Below are 21382 nucleotides of genomic sequence, written 5' to 3'. Positions count from 1 at the left end.
ATTATGTATCCATCTATCCGAAATCGCAGACTTCGCAATAACCCGGCCATCAGGGATTTAGTGCGGGAGACTGCTTTGAGCCCGAATGATTTTATAGTGCCCCTATTTATTGTAGAGGGTACCGGAATAAAGGAAGAAATTGGAGCCATGCCGGGATATTTCCGCATGAGCCTGGACGTTTTAAAAGGCGAGGTAAAGCAATTGTGGGGCATGGGGTTAAAGGCGGTTTTGCTATTTGTAAAAGTGGAAGATTCCCTTAAGGATAATTCCGGCAAAGAAGCCCTGAACCCGGATGGCTTAATGCAAAGGGCCATAAAAACCGTAAAGGAAGCTTGTCCTCAAATGCTGGTCATGACTGATGTGGCATTAGACCCCTATTCCAGCTATGGCCATGATGGCATTGTGGCGAATGGCAAAATCCTGAATGATGCAACTACAGCAGTTTTGGGGGAAATGAGCCTTTCCCATGCTCAGGCAGGGGCTGATCTGGTAGCCCCCAGCGATATGATGGATGGAAGAGTAGGTGTGATCAGGCAAGCTCTGGATACAGGGGGATTCACCGATACGGGGATTATGAGCTATAGTGCCAAATACGCCAGCAGCTTTTACGGCCCTTTCAGAAGTGCGCTGGATTCCGCACCGGTGGCAGAAAAAGATATCCCGAATGACAAAAAGACCTATCAGATGGATCCCGGCAACCGTTTGGAAGCGATAAGGGAAACCACTTTGGATATAGAAGAAGGGGCCGATATCGTAATGGTTAAGCCTGGCCTCTGCTACCTGGACATAGTCAGGGATTTACGTGAGGCTTTTGATGTACCTATTGCAGTATACCAGGTTTCCGGGGAATACGCCATGCTGAAAGCGGCTGCTGCAAAGGGTTGGCTGGATGAAGAAGCCGTAATGATGGAGCAACTGTTGTCTATCAAAAGGGCAGGAGCTGATCTTATTGCCACATACTTTGCCAGGGAAGCGGCAAAGTTACTGGGCTAAAGGAATACTTTGATTTTATTGTATCTTAGACACCATATTATCGTATTATGGGGCTGTTAGTTTTCTACGCCATACTTTCCATCTTTTTTTCTTTTTTGTGTTCCATTCTGGAAGCGGTCTTGCTTAGTGTTACCCCAACCTTTATCAATGTAAACAAGAAAGAGGGCAAAGGTTTTGCCGTTACCCTGGAGGAACTAAAGAAGGATGTGGATAAACCGCTCATTGCCATCCTTACCCTGAATACCATAGCACATACCGTAGGGGCTATCCTTGTGGGGGTACAGGCGAAGGTTGCCTATGCCGAGATTTACGGTCAGACCCAAAGGAGCCTGTTGGGGATCCCTTTTACGGAAGACCTTATGGTAGGAGTGGTCTCCACCCTGATGACCATCCTGATACTCGTGGCCTCAGAGATCATTCCAAAAACCATTGGGGCGACCTATTGGAAACAATTGGCTGGAATATCCACGGTAGTACTGAATATTTTAGTTTGGAGTTTACGGGTAACCGGCCTGTTATGGGTATTACAGCTTTTTACCCGCCTGATTGGAAAGTCTCATCAGGGAAGTGTACTGAGCCGGGAAGATTTTACGGCCATGGCCGATATTGCGCATGAAGAAGGTGTTTTTGAAGAATCGGAATCCAAGGTCATAAAAAACCTGTTGCAGTTTGACAATATCCGCGTAAAGGATATTATGACCCCCCGGGCAGTCATGAAAATAGCCCCGGAAAGCCAGACTATTTCCAAATTTTTTGAATTAAACCCAAAGTTGCGCTTTTCACGGATACCGGTCTATGGGGAACGGGTGGATATTATCACCGGATTTGTGCTCAAAGACAACGTGCTGGAGGAACTGATCAACGAAAATGGGAGCCTCCCGCTCTCCGAGATCAAACGGGATATCCTGGTGACCCGGAGGACTACGCCCATCCCACAGCTTTTTGATACCCTGATCCAGAAACGGGAACACATTGCCCTGGTAGTAGATGAATACGGCTCGGTAAGTGGCCTGGTAACCATGGAAGATGTTATTGAAACACTGTTGGGCCTGGAGATCATGGACGAGAGCGATAATGTTGAAGACCTGCAGTTGCTGGCCCGCAAAAAATGGGAAGACCGTGCCAAAAGAACCGGGATTATTGAATAAGATGGAAGAGGCCTGTCTTGAAACGCCACTGGGAACCGCTATTTTGAAAGGTGGCCCTAATGGCCTGAAGTCGATCACCGTAACAGACCGCAGCATAGCCCAACAAAGTGTTCCCGATACTCTGAAAGTGGCATATACGCAGTTACAGGAATATTTCGAAGGGAAACGAACCGAATTTCAGCTAAAACTGGATCCGGAGGGAACTCCCTTTCAGCAAAAAGTATGGGCTGCCCTGCTGGATATTCCCTACGGTAAAACACTTTCCTACATGGAACTCTCAAAGCAACTGGGAGACCCGAAGGCTATCCGGGCAGTGGCCGGCGCCAATGCTAAAAACCCCTTATGGGTAGTAATTCCCTGTCATAGGGTAATTGGTTCTGACGGGGAATTAACAGGCTATGCCGGGGGCATTTATCGAAAAAAATGGCTGTTGAACCACGAAAGCGCCAATCCACAGCAAAGCCTTTTTTAGTCACCACCGACCGGGTGGTTTGTTACCGCTTGCAAAGTACCTGCATAAACACTTTTTTACGTATTTTATCCGAACAAGTGACGGCTTATCGGGATTAATCAAAATTCTGTATGCCCCATACCAAATGGCTGGCAGACCGGGTGGTCTGTGCCGGGATGATTGGTTTATAAAACCAGTTAAATGAAGAAAAGGCGCAAAAGGTGCCTGCTTTGAAGTTGCACTTCGAATATTCATTTTTAAACTAAATGAGGAATATGCTCCACAAAATACGCCTGGAAAACATTCTGTTTCTGGACATCGAAACGGTGCCTCAGGCTGCTGCCTTCGATGAGCTTTCTGATGAGGCCAGGGCGTTATGGGCACTGAAAACTCAATTTCAGCGCAAAGACGAATACAGCCCGGAAGAATTTTATGAACGGGCCGGAATCTTCGCGGAATTTGGAAAAATTATCTGCATCTCGGTGGGCTTTTTTGCCAATCGAAAAGGGAAAAGGGAATTCAGGATCCGGACGTTTTCCGGATCGGAAGAAGGCCTGCTCCGCGATTTTATAGAATTGCTGGAATCTCATTTCAGCCATCCTTCTAATTTATTGTGTGCGCATAATGGGAAGGAATTCGATTTTCCTTACCTGGCCCGGCGGATGATCATCAATGGGATTACCGTCCCTTCCAAATTGGCTTTATTTGGTAAAAAACCATGGGAGGTCCCCCACCTGGATACCATGGAACTTTGGAAATTTGGGGACTACAAACACTTTACCTCCCTGCGCCTGCTGGCCCATATATTGGGCGTTCCCTCCCCCAAACAGGATTTAGATGGGAGTAAAATCCGATCGGTATATTATGAAGAGAAGGACCTGGACCGCATTATTAAGTATTGTGAGCTGGATGTGCTCACCACGGCCCAGGTTTTACTGCGGTTTCGGAATGAGGAGTTATTGACGGAGGAGCAAATTGTTTATATTTAGAGGTGTTTAAATACTTCCTTTAACATTGAGGGATAAAGTAGTCAATAATTATATCCCTTTGTCGGGTGCAATAATACATTATGAAGAAAATTCTATTTACAACCATCTTACTCGCTACGCTGTCTTGTGCAGACACTAAAAAAAATATAGAGGAGGATAAATCCTTAATGGACCAAAGCTATTTCAGACATTTAAGCTATTTAATAAACATCAAAAATGAAACTGCTCAAAAATATTGGCCTGATTTCGCGAAGCAGGATTTTCATCAACCCATTGTATATTATACTAGGGAAAACACCTTCGTACTTAACCCGAACGAACATATTCTTAATAATTTCGATTATCAAGAGGTTGGAAATTTCAACGAGGTAAAAGTCATCCAACTACCCGATAGCTATAATGAAACCACTTCTTTCAAATTTGAGACAAGTGTAGCGATGGACAGTACTAAGCTTCACTACAAGCAGCCGATTTTATATTTTCAAAGTTATGAACTCTCTAAAAAGTTCCCTGAAGCAAGCGTGAATGACCTGGAGGATTGGTCTTTGATGGTGATTCATGAGCTGTTCCACGGCTACCAATGGTCAAAACCAAAAATGTTTGCACTTGCCAGAGCTACTTCTATACCTGGTGGACCAGATGAATTTCTTGGTTCATACCGTGGAGATCTCGAATGGTACAAAGAAAGTGTGAAAAAGGAAAATGATGTACTAAAAGCAATTTGGATTGACGGAGCAGACTTAAATCAGAATCTAAAGCAATTTGACTCTTTACGTGACATACGGATTGAAAGAATTAAACGAGAATACGATGTAAATATTCGAGCAGCTGAAGATTATGAAAACACCATTGAAGGAAACGCACGCTATTTTGACTCGTTCACCAGACGATACTTAGCGGAAAACAAACCAGAAACCTCTTTTTTGACTGAAAAAGATAAAAAGAATATTATAGACAGGTTTAAGGGCTATAAGGTTTCAACAGACAGCTTAAATTATAACATAACCAAGGATAGATACTGGTATCCTCTTGGCTTTAACATGTCAATGATACTGGAAAAATACGATCCCGATTTTAAGAATAAAATTTATACTGAAAAGGTAACCCTTCGTGATTTATTGGAGGAATTAAAAAGCTCACAACAATAAATAATCGGCATTATAACGAGCGTTTATTTTGACTGTTGCTGAATCAAGAGCAGTATAGAAAGGATACGCTTCATAGTTAGTGTTTAAAAATTATACTTCTGGAAATTCGGGGACTATAAGCACTTCACTTCCTTATGCCTACTCGCCCATATACTGGACATTCCCTCGCCTAAACAAGACCTGGACGGCAGCAAAATACGATCGGTATATTATGAGGAGAAAGACCTGGAACGCATCATCAAATACTGTGATCAGTATGTGATTACGGTTGCACATATTTTTTTACGGCTGCGGAATGAGGGGTTGTTGGGGGAAGGCGATATCGTCTATGTTTAGAGGCACTCAGCCAGCCGGTGTTATCCATCTTTCACCCTGTAGAGAGTGCAGGAAATACGGTGTAACACATCGTACAACTCCTCGTCTTTTATCATAGGAAGGGCATGAATGTCAAAGCCCGTTTCAAACTTCTTTAATCGTAATATCGTCAGGTATAACATTTAATCCTAAACATCTCAATTCCCATAAAACAATGAACATTATAAAATTATCGGCATCCTTAATACTGGTTTTCCTGATTTCAATTCCCTCTACTGATATATCGAAACCTGAGGTGATGGAGTTTGGCAAATCGATGGCGGAAATCAAGCAAACATTAGGCCCCCTATGTGATTCCATTTTAGAACGATTAAAGGGTCCCTACAAACAATGGTTGGATAGTCAGCATTAGAACTAAAGGGCTCTATAAACCTTAAATGAGAAACCTTTTAGCTTAAGCTTTGTTTTTTTTGGTATAGCCTTGCCGATGGGTTTCTTGCGAATGAAAATAAGATCGAAGCCATAAAAAGATGTCAAGCCATTCTTATAATAAGATTGTTATCACACCAATGCCAAACAAATGCTGGATAAAATAAAAACATAAGATTATGAGTGCCAATTACACAAAGATTAAACTACTCCTTGTAGTTTTCATTTTTGCAGCAGTTAATGCCTGTAAGGACAAATCTCCGGAAAAACCACTTAAGCCTCTAAACGCAGACTTAATAAAAGTAACGGATAGTATTTCTGTTTTAATGAACACTTTTCATTATAACCCCAAAGAGTTAACCACAGATAAATACCTGCAATTAGAAAAAGAGGTGAAAAACCTTGCAGAAACTGCTCAAACTAAAGAAGAGTTTATCAGGGAGTATAATTTGCTATGGCAAAATGGTCCTTTCTCGCATGTGCGTCTGGATAAAATGAATCAGCCAGCTCAGGAAATAGCAAAATACATCGATACCCTAAGAGTGGGCGATCAAAGCGTTTCGTTGGAATGGATGGAGAATACGGCTATTTTGACGGTAAATACGATGATGGGTGTGGATACGAAAGAAAGGGTGGAAGACGCCTATAAAGAGATTGACAAGAGGGACATTGAATATCTCATTGTAGACCTGAGAAATAACGATGGGGGAACTTTTGCCGGGATCCCACTTATAGCCCATCTGATCTCGGATCCACTGGAAATAGGAGTATTTGTTTCACAGAAATGGTGGAACAGCAACTCAAACCCTCCAATTAAGGAGAATACCCTAGGCCTCACACCATGGCAGGGATGGTCTATTCAAACTTTCTGGAATGACGCACAAGAGAATCCGCTTACCCGGCTCCAAATCCAGCCGATGTCTCCACGTTTCGATGGGCAGGTGTATGTTTTGATCAGTGATAACGCCTTTAGCGCGGCCGAGTTAACATCCGATGGCTTGGCCAATATAGAGAATGTATCGCTTATAGGAGAAACCACTGGCGGGGAAGTACTTTCACAAAAGATGTACGATCTGCCAATGGATATGCAATTATCAATTCCTATTGCCGATTATTATTCTTTTCGAATAGGCAGAATCGAAGGCCAGGGAGTGAGTCCCGATATAGAAATAGATCCTCGGGTGGCAAAGGATCTCGCGATATCTTTAACAAACGGAGTGAATCTGGAAGATGCCGTAACAAAAGCTAAAGACGATCTGAAAAATATGTCAAAAAATTAAGTTTTTAAGCGTGTAAAACACAATTAAATGGACAGGCAACCTTTATTGATTTTTTTTCGTCTACTATAACATAATCAATTTTAAAAATTTCAAGTTGAAAAAATCAATTACAACCTTAAGTGTCTTCCTTTTGGTCTTTGTTAATTCTTCCAATGTCTCTTCTCAAACAAAAGAAACTCAAACAGAAAATGCTATTAGGTATTTCCATCAGAGAAACGAAGCGATCGGTTTAGTCAAAAATGAAAAATGGCAGGAATCATTACCCATTTTGGAGCATCTTACAAAAGTTTATCAAAATGATGGTGATCTGTTTTACCTATTAGGACTTTCTTATTACCAGATCGAACAATATCAAAATGCTATCAATGCTCTGAAGAAAGCCCTTGACCTGGGGGGAACCATTTTAACCGGAATTCCAACGGGTTCTGCACCTTCAAACGACATAATGATAAAAATTGCCAAAGCATATGCCGAAGATGGCGACAAGAGTAACGCCCTTTTATGGCTGCAAAAAGGATTTGCATCGCGCTATGACGAAAAACCATTTCTAATAGGTGATGATGCTTTCAAAAGCTTTAGTGAGGATAAGGATTTTAAAGAATTATTTGGGATTGATACTCAAGAAAACATCACAAGAGAGGAAGCCTGGACCAGAGATATCACTTATTTAGAAAAACGAATCAATGAGCTACATTATAATCCAAATCATGTCCTAAGCAAAAAGAGATTAACTGATGAATTTGTAAAACTAAGATCGCATTTAGCCTCACTATCTGACACTCAGATTATAGTAAAAATAATGAGGATCATTGGCAGTTTAGGCAATGGACATAACTTGATCATTCCAACATCTCCAATCAATGCCGCCCTAAAAAAACTTCCTGTTCAGTTTTATCAATTTTATGACGGTCTTTTTATTGTTGATGCTGAAGAAGGCTTTGAACAATGGATTGGCTATAAAGTAGAATCCTTTGATAGTACCCCTGTTGAAGTAGCGCTTCAATTGACAAATGCAGTTAATGCCAGAGACAACAGTATGCAAACATTATGGTTAGGCCCATATTATTTGACCTTACCTGATGTTCTAAAAGAATTAGGAATTACTGAAAACAGCGATGACGTTACACTCACTTTGAGTAAAGACATAGGAAAAAGTCAAAAAGTAACTTTGAACACTGTTAAGTGGAATTTTACAGGGTTTCCAAAAATGCCAACGCTAAAAGACATTGAGCAACCCTTGTTCTTATCTAAAATTGATGACCCTTATTGGTATCAATTACTACCAGAGCACAATACTATCTACCTTCAGTTTAACGTGGTCACACAAAAAGAAGGGCAGTCATTAAAAGAACTCAATACAGAGGTTCGCGGTCAAATAACTCAGAATAAGATTCAAAACTTTATTTTAGATCTGAGACACAATCACGGTGGCAACGGTTCTATATTACCTCCAATGCTTAAAACCATTATAAATTTTGAAGTAATGAACCCGGATGGGAGAATTTTTGTGTTGATGGGACGCGAAACCTTTTCGGCCGGACAAAATCTATTGACAGATATTACAAAAAACACCAGCCCAATTCTGGTTGGTGAACCCAGTGGTTCAAAGCCCAATCATATTGGAGAAGCGGGATGGTTTCGGCTACCATATTCCGGATTAATGGGTTTAATTTCTACCCAATTTCATCAGACTTCTAAAGCAGAGGATAATCGCAAATGGATTGCGCCACATATTCCTGTAAATATGTCATCAACAGATTATTTTAATGGAACTGACAAAGCCCTAAATATAATATTGGAACTCATAAAACCTGATTAAAGAATTAAACTATATGAAGTTACTGGCGAACAAATTAATTCTTCACTTTTTGATATTTGCCTTCATTGCAGCCTGCAGTTCAGTCTCCAATGAAAAAGAGAATAGAAGAATACTACTGGAGAACGGAATTCGTGGGAAGGTCAAATTTTTGGAAGAGTCGGAACCTTATAGTTCAATAACTGACAAAATGGTAACCTATAAAATCCCTGCTCTATCTCTTGCTGTTATAAGTCAGGGTGAAATTGAATGGTCAGAAACTTATCAAAACTCGAATTTTTCAGAAGAACAAAAACTGGACAGCACAAGTGTTTTTCAGGCAGCATCTCTGTCTAAACCCGTCACTTTTCTGGCAGCATTACGCATGTATGCTGCCGGTCAAATTGAACTGGATAAAAATATCCAGGAATACCTGAATGACTTTAAACTACCTGAAGGGAAACAAACAGCCGAAAATCCAGTAACATTTCGAAACATCTTCTCACACACTTCAGGAATAAATCCCGGAGGATATCAGGGGTACGATAGAGGCCTTCCAATGCCGTCAGACCTCGATATTTTACTCGGTCATGATAGCGTAAATACACCAGCTATAGCAATAGTGACAAGGCCTAATGAAGCTCTGGCATATTCGGGTGGTGCTTACACATTAGCCGAACTGGCACTTCAGAATATATATAATGATGAGTTCGCGAACATCATGCAAAAATGGATTCTTGAACCTGCCGGAATGAACTATTCTGAGTTTACACAACCTTTCCCTGCTTCGGATTCCAATCGGGTGGCTAAAGGGTATACATTCTCAGGTGAAGTTGTAGAAGGGGGCTGGCGAAATCATCCTGAACAAGCTGCAGCAGGCCTATGGAGCAACGCTACAGACATGGCGAAATTTCTAATTGAGATTTATAAAGCATATCAGGGAAAAAGCTCAATCTTTTCACAGGACGATATAAAGTCAATACTTAGCCACGAACGAGATGGTCATATATATGGATTTATCGTGAACCGATCTGAAGAAGATATTTCTATCACCCACTACGGGGGCAATGTAGGCTACAGGACAGGAATGACAATAAGCCTTACGAGAGGAAATGGTTTAGTTTATTTGACCAATTCAGATAATGGAGGATTACTGGGCAGCGAACTCCTTTTGTCTGCCTCTCAGATATACGGATGGCAACATTTTAAACAAGTAAATGTTTATCGTGATAAGGTAAGCTCTGATATTCTGAAGGGATTAGCTGGTAAATACATGTGGAACAATCAAATTCCGCTGTCCATCAGGTTCGATGAAGAATACAAATTCATTTCTCTTATTTTCCCGAATGGAGATGAATATGAGCTTACGCCAATTCGCGGGGATGAACTGAACTTTATTCATCAAAATACAGGAGTGGAGGTCACGTTTTCAGAAAAGGATGAATTTCAATCCTTTATACTTTATGATCAAAGTGCCGTTAAATTGGAATTCTAACATTTCAATACTAAATATCAAACCTCTGGAAATTCGGGGACTACAAGCATTTTACTTCCCGCCGCCTCCTGGCCCATATACTGGACATCCCCTTGCCTAAACAGGATCTGGGCGGAAGTAAATCCGATCGGTATATTATGGTGAGAAGGATATGGACCGCATAATAAAATACTGTGAGCTAGACGTAATTACAACGGCCCAGGTATTTTTGAATCTAAGAAATGAGTAGCTGTTGACTGAAGACGAATTCGTTCGTATATAGCCTTATATTTATAAAAGGAAACATGCATACAAACCATAGCCAAGAGCTAATAACGTCAATAAATAGAAATGATACATTCAACAACGAAAACAATACTGGTTGTTGGCTTCCTAATACTTGTGACTACTCTGGCCAATTCTCAGGAATTGATCCAGATCAAGTTTCAGCCCGGCGACCAAGTATACGTCTATGAAACCCAGGGCATAGGAACACCGGGAGAATTATATAGTGCCGTTATTCAAAATATTGCCCTTATTAACGCGGGTTCAGACAGTCTGACCATTAAGGACGTAGAAATATCAGCGCTGAAGGATGGGATTGATATACAAAAAGTAGTGGTTCCCAAAAGCCATATGGCCCAATCGGCAGCGAAATTTAAGGTCTATCAGGATCAAGGGATTTTTCGGTTATATGATTTCCAATTCCAGACCAGTAAATATTTGAATGGTGTTAAGTTTTCCGGTGGCACCACCTTATCGGTGAATGAGGCTTTGGTTATCACCCATCGTTCCCTTCTGTTTCAAACCCTCCCAGATTCGATACAAGTTGTGGTAAGGGCCAATGACAATAACGGAAAAACGGTTACCCAGGAAGAATCTTTGTTGGTGGTTAATCATACATCAAAGAACGAATACCATCTTCCACTTAAAGGGACATGGGTTGCTGCGGCGGCCCCATCCTTGATAAGCCATCATAGATGGGCTGGTATTCAGGAGTTTGCTTTTGATTTTGTGCAAATTGGAGCAAATGGAAAAACATATAAAGGAGAAGGAAGTAAACTTTCGGATTATTACGCCTATGGAGCCCCGATTTATTCCATTGGTGATGGGAAAGTAGTATCCGTAAAAGACGACGCAGGCGAATCTGACCAAAACCTGAAGCAGCCCGATGAAACCAACGAGGAATATCTGACCCGATTAGCAATATATCAACAGGAATTACTCTCCAAAGGTTTTGAAAATGTGCTGGGCAACCACATCATTATTGAGCATGAGGGAGGCGAATATTCCTATTATCTGCACTTGAAGAAAGGCAGTTTGAAAGTTCAGCCAGGAGACTTGGTCAGCAGAGGAGAACAAATAGCTGAATTGGGCCATAGCGGTAATAGTACGGAACCCCATTTGCATTTTCACCTGACAGATGGACCGGACATGTCCTATTCACGCAGCATACCCGTCTCGTTTCATAATATTTCGTTATTTCCAGATGACAACGAGAAGATTCGCCATATTCATTCGGGTCAAATTATCATTACCAGGGACCAATAGCTGTTTGTTTACCTGAATATTAAATACTAGACTTCTAGAAATTAGGCGACTACAAACACTTCACCTCCCCCTGCCTGCTGGCCAGTCTATGATTTGTTTTCTATAAAGCATGTTTTTTCTTGTTTCCCCATGATTGAGGTAGCTGGTATACCCCTGAATTTTATTTAATCATTATTATTGCAGGAGCTTTTTATAAAATTCAAATAAAATCTATGACTTTACACTTGAAACCGATTTGTTTGCTGTCCATTATCATTTTTCTAAGCTCTTGTGGGGAAGAAAAAAGAGAGCCGGAGGAAATTGATTTTACCACCAATTATAAATTATCATCTGAGATTGAAGAATGGGTTAAAAATGATACTACTGGGTGGAAGTATCAGGTTAGCGCCGTTGATTATGCCACTAAAGGCGATCATAAAAATGCCTTAATGCAATGGGATATGGCCATGGGGGGCAGAGAACTCAATTACACAGAATCGGAGATTGACTCTATCAATAAGTTATACAGGAAAGTTCCGGCACATGATTATATCCTTGAAAGAGCAAAAAATGAGCAAATAATCATTATAAATGAAGCACACCATAATTCATTTCATCGGTTCTTTACAAAGTCGTTGCTAAAAGATTTATTCGAGTTAGGATATAAGAATATAGGGCTCGAAGCTTTGCTTAACGGTACCGATAAAGATTCACTGCTGTCTGAAAGGGAATATCCAATTACTTCCACAGGGATGTACATTAGTGAACCACAATTTGGAAACCTCGTCAGGGACGCCTTGGAGATAGGATATAATGTATTCCCCTATGAACAGACATCCGATGTAAATAATACAGAGCGTGAAATTGAACAAGCAAGATATATTGAGGAAGTAATAAGGTCGAAACCGGGTGAAAAATTTTTAATTCATTGCGGTTATGACCACGCATATGAAGGAAAACACGGATGGTGGGGAAAGGCCATGGCAGAGCAACTTAAAGAATACACGAACATAGACCCCTTAACAATTAATCAGACCTCATATGATGAGAAAGGAGATCCAAAATTCAGGCATCCTTTGGTCAAAGCGCTTGATCCTAAAGAATCTATCGTACTGTTAGATGCAGAAAACAAACCTGTTCAGGCTAAAAGTGGAGAGGCATTTACGGATTTGACCCTATTACACCCAAATACCGAATATGAAGATAACAGACCAGGCTGGCTATTTCATGGAGGCAATTTGAAAACGGAAGTTGATTTGACTGAATTCAAATCAATGTTTCCCCTAATGGTTATGGCCTTTAAGGAAGGAGAAGATATTAACCAGGCCGTTCCGGTTGATATTTTAGAAGTGAAAGGCGAGAATAACAAAGCTTATTTAGCCTTACCGAAAGGGCTGTATACCATTGTTGTGACCAATAAAAAGCAATCATTCAAATTTAAAAAGGAGGTAGAGTAATTATACCCCTTTGGCGGTATATTCCATCCCGGCATCGACTGGTCTACTTAATTAAGCGATATAAATTAGACATTTCGTTTTAACTATATTTCACTGTTATATAGCATCTGATACATAAAAAATGAGAAAAGTTACTACATCCATAATTCTAAGCCTGTTACTTTCAGGTCTTGCCATTGGTCAACAACGCAGATGCTTTGATTTTGTCTGGGAAGGAGGTACTGTATCAGGCCGGTATATCCCCAAAATTGTCATGAACATTCCTGTAAAAGTTGATAGCCTGCCTCATGAGTTTACAATGCAATTGGATCTTGGTGCCGTGACGACAGAATTTTATGGCAACACTATTCAACCCTATTTGGACACCTATCCCTCATTAAAAGAGAAAGTGGATTCTTCCAAGACTTTCACTATACAAAACCAGAAAAATGTTATGCTGGGAGGCATGCATCTCAAAATGGGAGATGTAAAATATGAGAATATAGACATTGGCCTGTTTGCCGGATATGGAGATTCTTTAACTGTGGATTCTGTAAAAACGAGTACAATAAAGCATATTGGAACCATTGCGCCGGATTTATTTCAGGGCAGAATATTGATAATTAATTATCCTGAAAATCAAATTTGCCTCTCAGATGAGCTTCCGGGTGAATATAAAAACCTGAACTTCCAGGACTTTATATTAGAGGATGGCCGTATTAATATTCCTCTTAGAATAAATGACAGCACAGAAATGCTCATGTTTGACACCGGCTCAAGCATGTTTTCACTTCTTACAACAAAGGATAATGCAGATAAAATATCTGACGGGGCAATAACTGATTCTTTGAGTGTCAATAGTTGGGGGGAATATTTATCAGTTTTTGGTAGCGAAGTTACAACCAAGGTGATGTTCGGTGACAAAACATTGCCCTCTACGCTGGTTTATTACATTGATGACCCAAGGATCGCCGGATTTTTCAAACAAAATAAAATCTGGGGCATAACGGGCAATGCCTATTTTTCTAATAGCACGCTTATTATTGATTATAAGACTAAAAAAATAGCGATAAAATAAGACTATTGAACAGGGAATAAAGGGCTAAATCCCTTTTGACCGCAAGCATTTATAATTTAATTACGGGTTGTTTTAAGTCTATATATGCAACCCATCATTTGTTTTGATAAAACTGATCATAAAGGCTTCTTTTGATTGGCACTTAGCTAAAACTTTAGCAAAACATCATTTTGCTCGATTTTAAGTGAATCTCATTGAAAGAGTTCCTGTTTTCAATGTCTATTTTAAAAATTATGCCATCTAATATTGTTTGGTAGTGCTCCTTATATAGTCATTTTTAATTCCTTATTTTATTAGTTTTAAAAAGCCGGGCTATCCAATGGATTTATCTATTTTAACTAAATATTCATTTAGGCAATCTAAATTTTAAAAGAGTGACAAACACACTGATCAAAAGAATCCTGCCAATAGTTCTAATCTTACCGCTACTGTTAGCAGGTCAACGCGATCCAGTTGCAGATACATTGGAAGTAGGACAGGTGGAATTAAAAGGGGAATTAATGTACAGGGTGGATTCGGGCGAGCCATTCACAGGCATATTAGTGGGCAGATATAGCAACGGTGTTCTCAGGGCAGCCAACAACTATGTTAAAGGTTCCACTTCGCGTTATACTGCATGGGATTTTGTTGACAATCTGAAAATTGAACAAACATATAGCCTGAATGGGGATACCTGGAAACAGATTAGTCAGACCAATTATAATAGCGCCGGCCAAAAACTGATGTACATAGACTATGAGGCAGGAAAATATCAATATTGGTACGAAGACGGGTCATTGAAGGAGGAAAAGGGAACGTTAAACAATGAGGATTACAATATAATCTGGGATCATAATGGGGATAAATTTATTCCGGGAAGCACTGCGCCTAAAGACACGGCGGACCTTGCTGAAATAGAATGGCCGAATTATCTCCCGCATAGAAAAGGAAACAGTAAACCCTTTACGGGAGTTATTACCATAAATGGGACGTTCAATCACAGGAATTCCCGAATACATGAGAATGAGTTCTATTCGGCAGTAAACTTTGTCTTTGGACGACCTAAAGGTGTTTATACAACCTGGTATCAAAAGGGAGGTCAGAAACTATCTGAAAAATCACTTTTGGAGGATCAGATGGTTGGTGGAATAAAATTGGATGGCCCTTATAAAGAATGGTATCAGAATGGTCAATTGAAATCCGAGGGAACCTATTACCTTGGAGACTTACACGGGCCCCATACTTCATGGCATGAAAATGGTCAGACGGAGAGTAAAGCATTTTACAACAGGGGTAAACCAATTGGAATGCTTTTAAGCTGGCACGAAAATGGTCAGAAAAAAGCCGAAATAATTTATTTGGATGATGAGGTTGTGAGCAGTTCCTTATGGGATCCAAAAGGAAAAATTATTGAGAAATGGCCGGAATCAGATAAAGACAAATTTGGCTTGAAATTGTTTTTAGATCGGTATATGTCTGTATTACAATCGAGAGATTACAATGGAAGGGATGAGCTCTTCATTAGCAAGGAAGCATTTTTGGACTTAATGCAAAAGATGAAGGTGCCTACTACTGATAAGGACTACATTCAGATCAATGAAAACTGGTCTGAATTTATGGAGTACTACAAAAAAAGATTTGACTATTTCCAGGCTTCAGAGGACGATGTTTTTTATAATGAATTTTTAAAGAAGTCGACAATTAAAAGCTTTTTGTATGATTATGAAGTTGTAATGGATAATGACGAATCTTTAAAAGTAAAATGGCCCGAAACAATAAATTACGACTTAACAAGCGCACTTTATGCCAATGCTGAGGTCAAAGTATCCATAGGAACTGATGAGAAGCAATACACCATTGAATTCCCCCTTCTTTATATAAACAATACCTGGTATTTTACCCCTTTTGGAGATTAAATGGGATCCTTTTCATGAGGATTCTGGAATTGAGTTCCTTTGGATTTTAAGAATCAAATTTAAACGGATTCGGTGCCGACAGGTATTCCACCTCCCAATGCCTGTTGTCTTATAAACAGGGGTATTCCCGGGCCGTTCCGGACATGGTAAAATAGAAATCGATCGGTATATTATTTTAAAATGTACCGATTGTTATTTAAAAGGTGACCATAGAAAAAGGGACATCCACAAAACGTAAAGACTTGCATCCAATTCCGTAGCTTTGCAAAAGAGAAGTGAACTATGCTGGAAAAGAAAACCATAACATTTGAAAGGGCCGTATTAATCGGGATCATCAACAGGGAACAACCCGAGGAGAAGGTTAAGGAATACCTGGACGAACTGGAATTCCTTACCTATACTGCCGGAGGGGAAGTGGTAAAACGATTTGTACAGCGCATTGATGTCCCCAACCCCAAAACCTTTATCGGAAGCGGGAAGCTTCAAACGGTGGAAAAGTTTGTAAAGGAAAATGATATAGGGGCCGTTATTTTTGACGATGAGCTGAGCCCCGTTCAGCAACGCAATATTGAGAAACAGTTGCGCTGTAAAATCCTGGACCGTACCGGCCTGATCCTGGATATATTCGCACAGCGGGCCGCCACCAGTTATGCCCGGACCCAGGTGGAGCTGGCCCAGTACGAATACCTGCTGCCCCGGTTGACCGGGCTGTGGACCCACCTGGAGCGCCAAAGGGGGGGTATCGGGATGCGCGGGCCCGGGGAAACGGAAATTGAGACAGACCGAAGGATTGTTCGGGATCGGATCTCCCTGCTCAAAAAGAAGCTGGCTAAGATCGATAAGCAGATGGAAACCCAAAGGGGAAACCGCGGCTCTTTGGTTCGGGTGGCCCTCGTGGGATACACAAACGTCGGAAAGTCTACGCTGATGAACGCCATCAGTAAAAGTGAAGTTTTTGCCGAGAACAAACTCTTTGCTACCCTGGACACCACGGTCCGCAAAGTTGTTTTAGGGAACCTGCCCTTTTTGCTCAGCGATACGGTAGGATTTATACGGAAACTGCCGACACAATTAGTAGAGAGCTTTAAAAGTACCCTGGATGAGGTGCGGGAAGCAGATTTGCTCCTGCACGTAGTGGATATTTCACACCCCAGTTTTGAAGACCACATAGACTCGGTAAACCGTATTTTGGGGGAGATTGACTGTGCAGACAAAAAAACTCTTATGGTCTTTAATAAAATAGACCTGTATAAGCCCGAAGAACTGGAGGAGGATGATCTGGTCACCGAACGAACGACCAGCCATTACAGTCTGCAGGAATGGCGGGACACCTGGATGCAGCGAATGGACGGGAATTCGGTATTTATCTCGGCCCTCGAAAAAGATAACCTGGATGAATTCCGGTATAAGGTTTATCAGGAAGTTCGAAAAATACACATCAGCCGCTTCCCGTATAACAATTTCTTATACCCGGAAAACCTGGATGAGTACAGTACCGAATCCTGAGCGGGTAAAATTTCAACGATATTTCTGCACCCCTTGTCGGACACACAACAACTTCCCTGTAGTTGGCAACAAAATTTATGGCCTTTGAGATTTGTGTCCTAAGTTTACCATGTGTTTAAGTGATAGTGTTGAACCCCAAATCAAAACCTGAGCTTGCACATTATCTAACCAGATATTTAACCTACCCCAATGAAAAAGCCCCGACTAGTCGGGGCTTTTTTAGTTTAAATAGGTTTGCCTCAGAACTTATAGCTCAAACCAAGGGTCCAGTAGGTTTGCAGGTCATTGTCTACATTGTCAAAGGTAGCCCCGGTATCGCCCAGGGTATTGATTGCGTAGTTAAGCGCCTCCTGCTTGTTGCTCCTCAAACCGAAATCGAACCCAACCCCAATCATTTTCCAAAGCGTATAGCTAAAGGAATTGATCCAGGTAAGGTTGCTGAGGTTTGAATCTTCATAGCTCTGGAACATGGAAAGGTTGGTCTTGAAATTTATGGCTCCAATTTCCCTTGTATAATCCGCTACTATTTTGGCACCAGCCGAAGATTCGAAGATGGTATCTTCACTGCTGAATACAAAGTTGTAGTTAAGCGGATGGATTACCACCACCAGATTGTCGATCGGTGTCCAGGTGGCTCCTATACCTAAATCCAGGTAACCCGGGTCGTTAAAGTTGCTCAGGATAGTGGTTCGGTATTCCCCTAAAGCCGATGCGGCAAGGGACTTGGTCACTTTGTATCCGTAGAGGGAAGTGATATTGAATACATCCACTGTTTCCCGGAACCCGTCATCATCGTTGGGGTCATCCTCGTCATCCAGCTTAACCCAGCTGAGGTTGATATTAGCTGCATTCCTCCAGAAGAATTTTTCCTCTTTCAGGTTGGCATACGCATTTACGGTAAACCCGATATTCCCGGAGGAGTTATTAGGGATTCCCTGGGCATACCAATTGCTGAAATTGGATATGCTCCCTCCAATGGTCCCGAAAGCCCCAACTTTCCAGCCGGGCAGGGCATCGATTTGTTTTTTAATGGCATCGGCCCTTCCCTGGATGGCACTAATGGAATCTTTTTTTTCGGCCAGGGAAGCTTTCAATTCTTCCTCCGTCTGCCCGTAAAAAACAGAAGTGCCCAAAAGGCACAAAAGGATAGTAATAATTTTTTTCATAGCGTGTTAGTGTTATGATTTAGCCGCAAATGTATAAAATGTTCTTTTATTGAAAGGTATTTATATTGCTTAGCGCTTATACAAAGGGACGGAGGAACAGGCCTCCCCATAGAGGAGCTTGGAAGCTACGCCCTGTAATTTCTGCAAGATCCAGATATAGGCAGAAGGGGGTACCGGCAATTTGCTGCACCCTTTGATGATAACCGGCTTGTCCCGGTATGCTTCCAGGTCAGCTTTTTCCAGTTCTTCCTGGAAAATAGCTGTTTCCAGTTGTATGGCATCCCCAACCACTATTTTGCGCGCAATGGGACTGAGGTAGGTGGTGATAAGCATGTAGGCCCAGGCGGGCACTATTGCATCCGTGGAGCAGAATAAATACACAAAGGTGTCTTTATGGGCATCCCAATCGTGCTCTTTTAAAGATTCCCTGAACGGCTTCTCCCTTAACAAAAAACCTGATTCCAGCCACTGGCTTATATCGATCCCTTTACGAACCCCTTTGGGGTAATACTCCTCAAGGTCAAAGGTTTTAAGCACGCTATTGGCAACCCGGTTGATAATTTCACCTTCCATATCATCTTGGTTTATAAAAGCCCCAGTTCCAGTTTGGCTTCTTCACTCATGAGTTCCTGTGTCCAGGGGGGGTCAAAGGTGATTTCGACCTCAGCGTCTTTTACCATGTCCAGGGATTTTACCTTTTCCTCCACTTCCACAGGAAGGGTCTCGGCAACAGGACAATTGGGGGAGGTTAAGGTCATCAGGATCTTTACCTCCGAAACTTCATTCACAAATACATCGTAAATGAGCCCCAGTTCATAAATATCCACGGGGATCTCCGGGTCGTAAATGGTCTTCAGGACCCGAACGATCTTCTCACCCAATTCCTGTGTATCTATCTGTGTTTGCTCTTCCATAGTGTTTTTTCTATTTTTCTAATTGGGACTGGTAGGCCACGGCATATAATTTCAATTGCTTGATCATACTCACCAGTCCGTTGGCACGGGTGGGGGACAAATGCTCCTTTAACCCGATTTCGTCTATAAAATCTGTGTTGGCGGCCAGGATGTCCGATGGGCTCTGATTGTTGAACGCCCGTATCAAGATAGCGATTATCCCTTTGGTAATAATGGCTTCGCTATCGGCTGTAAATCGCAGTTTGCCGTCCTCCATATCTGCGTGTACCCAAACCTTGCTCTGGCAGCCTTTGATCAGGTGGTCTTCCCTCTTGTATTGCTCATCGATTTGCGGGAGGGATTTCCCCAATTCGATCATATACTCGTAGCGCTGCATCCAATCATCGAACATTGAGAATTCATCAATGATCTCCTGTTGTATCTCTGCTATCTCCATTAATCTTGAAATTTGTACAAAAGTACGATAAGATATCTGCTCATTCAACAGTCTTAGCCAATTGCAGTATTGGTTCTACCAATGTTTCCGGGGATCCTGGAGAAATCTGTAAATCAAACCAACATTTGGCGGGCCTTCTCAACCCCTTCCGCCAAACGGTCCACTTCATCCAGGGTATTGTAAAAGCTGAAACTGGCACGAACCGTCCCTGGAATTTCATAAAAATCCATGATGGGCTGGGCACAATGGTGCCCGGTACGCACGGCTATTCCCATCTGGTCCAGGAGGGTGCCAACATCGTATGGGTGTATGCCTTTGAGGTTAAAGGAAACCACCGCGGTTTTATGTGCGGCTTCCCCATAGATTTTCAATCCCGGGATTTCCTTCAGTTTTTTGGTCGCGTACTCCAGCAGACCTTCTTCGTATTCCGCGATGGCATCCATTCCTATGCCGTTAACATAATCCAGGGCTGCCCCAAAGGCAATGCCTCCACAAATATTGGGAGTGCCTGCTTCAAATTTATGGGGCAGGCCGGCATAGGTCGTTTTTTCAAAAGTTACTTCAGCGATCATCTCGCCGCCACCCTGGTAGGGAGGTAATTTCTTCAGCCAGTGTTCCTTGCCGTATAATATCCCTACTCCGGTGGGCCCGCAAAGCTTATGGGCAGAAACGGTATAGAAATCCACATCCAGCTCTTGCAGATCGGCCTGAATATGGGGTGCGGCCTGGGCCCCGTCAATTAAAATGGCAGCCCCGACACTGTGGGTGAGCTGAATAATTTTTTGGATGGGGTTAACGGTACCCAGTGCGTTGGAAACATGGTTACAGAAAACGAGTTTGGTCTTGTCAGAGAGGCCCTCTTCAAAGATATCCAGCAGGAGTTCCCCATTTTGATTCATGGGGATAACGCGTAATTTGGCCCCTGTTCGTTCGCAAAGCATTTGCCAGGGTACAATATTGGAATGATGCTCCATGGCAGACACCCAGATTTCGTCCCCCTTTTTTATAAAAGACGTAAACCCCTGGGCGACCAGGTTGATCCCGTGCGTGGTTCCGGAGGTAAAGAGGATTTCATGCGCATGGGCTGCATTGAAGTGCTTTTGGATCTTGATCCGTGCCTGTTCATAGGCATCAGTAGCTTCCTGGGACAAGGTATGGACCCCACGGTGGATATTGGCATTGTAACGGGAATAATAATCCACTATCGCATCAATAACCTGTTGCGGGGTTTGAGAGGTTGCCGCATTATCCAGATAGATCAATGGATAGCCATTGACCTTCCTGTTGAGAATGGGAAAATCCTTTCGAATTTTTTGGATGTCCAAGGCAATTTTTTTCATAGGCTACAAAGATACCTTTGCCAGGCGAAATGCAGGGCATCGGAAAATGAGGTTAAGAA

General features: G+C 41.9%; 19 protein-coding genes and 2 pseudogenes. 15 read left to right on the top strand and 6 right to left on the bottom strand.

Going from position 1 to position 21382, the window contains the following annotated elements; translation table 11 throughout:
* Positions 1-3: 3 nt before the first annotated feature.
* The 6 genes and pseudogenes from hemB to ACT6NV_RS05500 form a co-directional block, all read left to right on the top strand.
* Positions 4-993, top strand: a complete 990-nt coding sequence (gene hemB / locus ACT6NV_RS05525; protein WP_445386259.1) for a porphobilinogen synthase — start codon at positions 4-6, stop codon at positions 991-993.
* A 47-nt stretch (positions 994-1040) separates the two neighbouring features.
* Positions 1041-2141: a CNNM domain-containing protein gene (locus tag ACT6NV_RS05520; RefSeq protein WP_445386258.1), complete on the top strand. Its 1101-nt coding sequence runs from the start codon at positions 1041-1043 to the stop codon at positions 2139-2141.
* Position 2142: 1 nt separating this feature from the next.
* Complete coding sequence (locus tag ACT6NV_RS05515; protein WP_445386672.1) at positions 2143-2613, top strand: methylated-DNA--[protein]-cysteine S-methyltransferase; 471 nt, start codon at positions 2143-2145, stop codon at positions 2611-2613.
* Between the two features lie 254 nt (positions 2614-2867).
* Positions 2868-3581, top strand: a complete 714-nt coding sequence (locus ACT6NV_RS05510; RefSeq protein WP_445386257.1) for a 3'-5' exonuclease — start codon at positions 2868-2870, stop codon at positions 3579-3581.
* Between the two features lie 80 nt (positions 3582-3661).
* Positions 3662-4729, top strand: coding sequence for a hypothetical protein (locus tag ACT6NV_RS05505; RefSeq protein ID WP_445386256.1), 1068 nt, complete (start codon positions 3662-3664; stop codon positions 4727-4729).
* Between the two features lie 129 nt (positions 4730-4858).
* Positions 4859-5065 (top strand): annotated as a pseudogene (locus tag ACT6NV_RS05500) (3'-5' exonuclease); the annotation flags it as partial.
* 123 nt (positions 5066-5188) lie between these two features.
* On the opposite strand, the gene ACT6NV_RS05495 reads toward ACT6NV_RS05500, so the two are convergent.
* Positions 5189-5404 (bottom strand): hypothetical protein, encoded by a 216-nt coding sequence (locus tag ACT6NV_RS05495; RefSeq protein WP_445386255.1) that lies wholly within the window; start codon positions 5402-5404, stop codon positions 5189-5191.
* Between the two features lie 248 nt (positions 5405-5652).
* Between ACT6NV_RS05495 and ACT6NV_RS05490 the strand changes: the two genes are divergently transcribed.
* The 9 genes and pseudogenes from ACT6NV_RS05490 to hflX all read left to right on the top strand — a co-directional run bounded on the left by ACT6NV_RS05490 (position 5653) and on the right by hflX (position 17467).
* On the top strand, positions 5653-6753 hold the full coding sequence (locus ACT6NV_RS05490; RefSeq protein ID WP_445386254.1) for a S41 family peptidase: 1101 nt from the start codon (positions 5653-5655) through the stop codon (positions 6751-6753).
* Between the two features lie 94 nt (positions 6754-6847).
* Positions 6848-8572 carry a hypothetical protein gene (locus ACT6NV_RS05485; RefSeq protein WP_445386253.1) on the top strand — a complete coding sequence of 575 codons (1725 nt, stop codon included), beginning with the start codon at positions 6848-6850 and terminating at the stop codon, positions 8570-8572.
* A gap of 13 nt (positions 8573-8585) precedes the next feature.
* Complete coding sequence (locus tag ACT6NV_RS05480; RefSeq protein WP_445386252.1) at positions 8586-10043, top strand: serine hydrolase domain-containing protein; 1458 nt, start codon at positions 8586-8588, stop codon at positions 10041-10043.
* A 23-nt stretch (positions 10044-10066) separates the two neighbouring features.
* Positions 10067-10272, top strand: a pseudogene (locus tag ACT6NV_RS05475) (3'-5' exonuclease); the annotation flags it as partial.
* A 101-nt stretch (positions 10273-10373) separates the two neighbouring features.
* Positions 10374-11573, top strand: coding sequence for a M23 family metallopeptidase (locus ACT6NV_RS05470; RefSeq protein ID WP_445386251.1), 1200 nt, complete (start codon positions 10374-10376; stop codon positions 11571-11573).
* Between the two features lie 239 nt (positions 11574-11812).
* The gene (locus ACT6NV_RS05465; RefSeq protein WP_445386250.1) at positions 11813-13009 is read left to right on the top strand and encodes a hypothetical protein; all 1197 of its coding nucleotides are present in this window, start codon (positions 11813-11815) and stop codon (positions 13007-13009) included.
* Between the two features lie 121 nt (positions 13010-13130).
* A complete protein-coding gene (locus ACT6NV_RS05460) occupies positions 13131-14066 on the top strand; it encodes a hypothetical protein (RefSeq protein ID WP_445386249.1) in 936 nt (311 codons plus the stop codon).
* Positions 14067-14440: 374 nt separating this feature from the next.
* Positions 14441-15961, top strand: coding sequence for a toxin-antitoxin system YwqK family antitoxin (locus ACT6NV_RS05455; protein ID WP_445386248.1), 1521 nt, complete (start codon positions 14441-14443; stop codon positions 15959-15961).
* 282 nt (positions 15962-16243) lie between these two features.
* Positions 16244-17467, top strand: a complete 1224-nt coding sequence (gene hflX / locus ACT6NV_RS05450; RefSeq protein WP_445386247.1) for a GTPase HflX — start codon at positions 16244-16246, stop codon at positions 17465-17467.
* A 239-nt stretch (positions 17468-17706) separates the two neighbouring features.
* On the opposite strand, the gene ACT6NV_RS05445 is transcribed toward hflX, so the two are convergent.
* From ACT6NV_RS05445 to ACT6NV_RS05425, 5 genes are all read right to left on the bottom strand, one after another.
* Complete coding sequence (locus ACT6NV_RS05445; RefSeq protein ID WP_445386246.1) at positions 17707-18633, bottom strand: DUF3078 domain-containing protein; 927 nt, start codon at positions 18631-18633, stop codon at positions 17707-17709.
* Positions 18634-18702: 69 nt separating this feature from the next.
* On the bottom strand, positions 18703-19206 hold the full coding sequence (locus ACT6NV_RS05440; RefSeq protein WP_445386245.1) for a DUF2480 family protein: 504 nt from the start codon (positions 19204-19206) through the stop codon (positions 18703-18705).
* An 11-nt stretch (positions 19207-19217) separates the two neighbouring features.
* Positions 19218-19547 (bottom strand): iron-sulfur cluster assembly protein, encoded by a 330-nt coding sequence (locus ACT6NV_RS05435; RefSeq protein WP_445386244.1) that lies wholly within the window; start codon positions 19545-19547, stop codon positions 19218-19220.
* Positions 19548-19557: 10 nt separating this feature from the next.
* Positions 19558-19983 carry a SufE family protein gene (locus tag ACT6NV_RS05430; RefSeq protein WP_445386243.1) on the bottom strand — a complete coding sequence of 142 codons (426 nt, stop codon included), beginning with the start codon at positions 19981-19983 and terminating at the stop codon, positions 19558-19560.
* 113 nt (positions 19984-20096) lie between these two features.
* Positions 20097-21323 (bottom strand): aminotransferase class V-fold PLP-dependent enzyme, encoded by a 1227-nt coding sequence (locus tag ACT6NV_RS05425; protein WP_445386242.1) that lies wholly within the window; start codon positions 21321-21323, stop codon positions 20097-20099.
* Between the last annotated feature and the right edge of the window lie 59 nt (positions 21324-21382).

The organism is Robiginitalea insularis (assembly GCF_052497835.1).
Note: the sequence above shows the minus strand (reverse complement) of the source record. Positions and strands in the feature narration are given on the sequence as shown.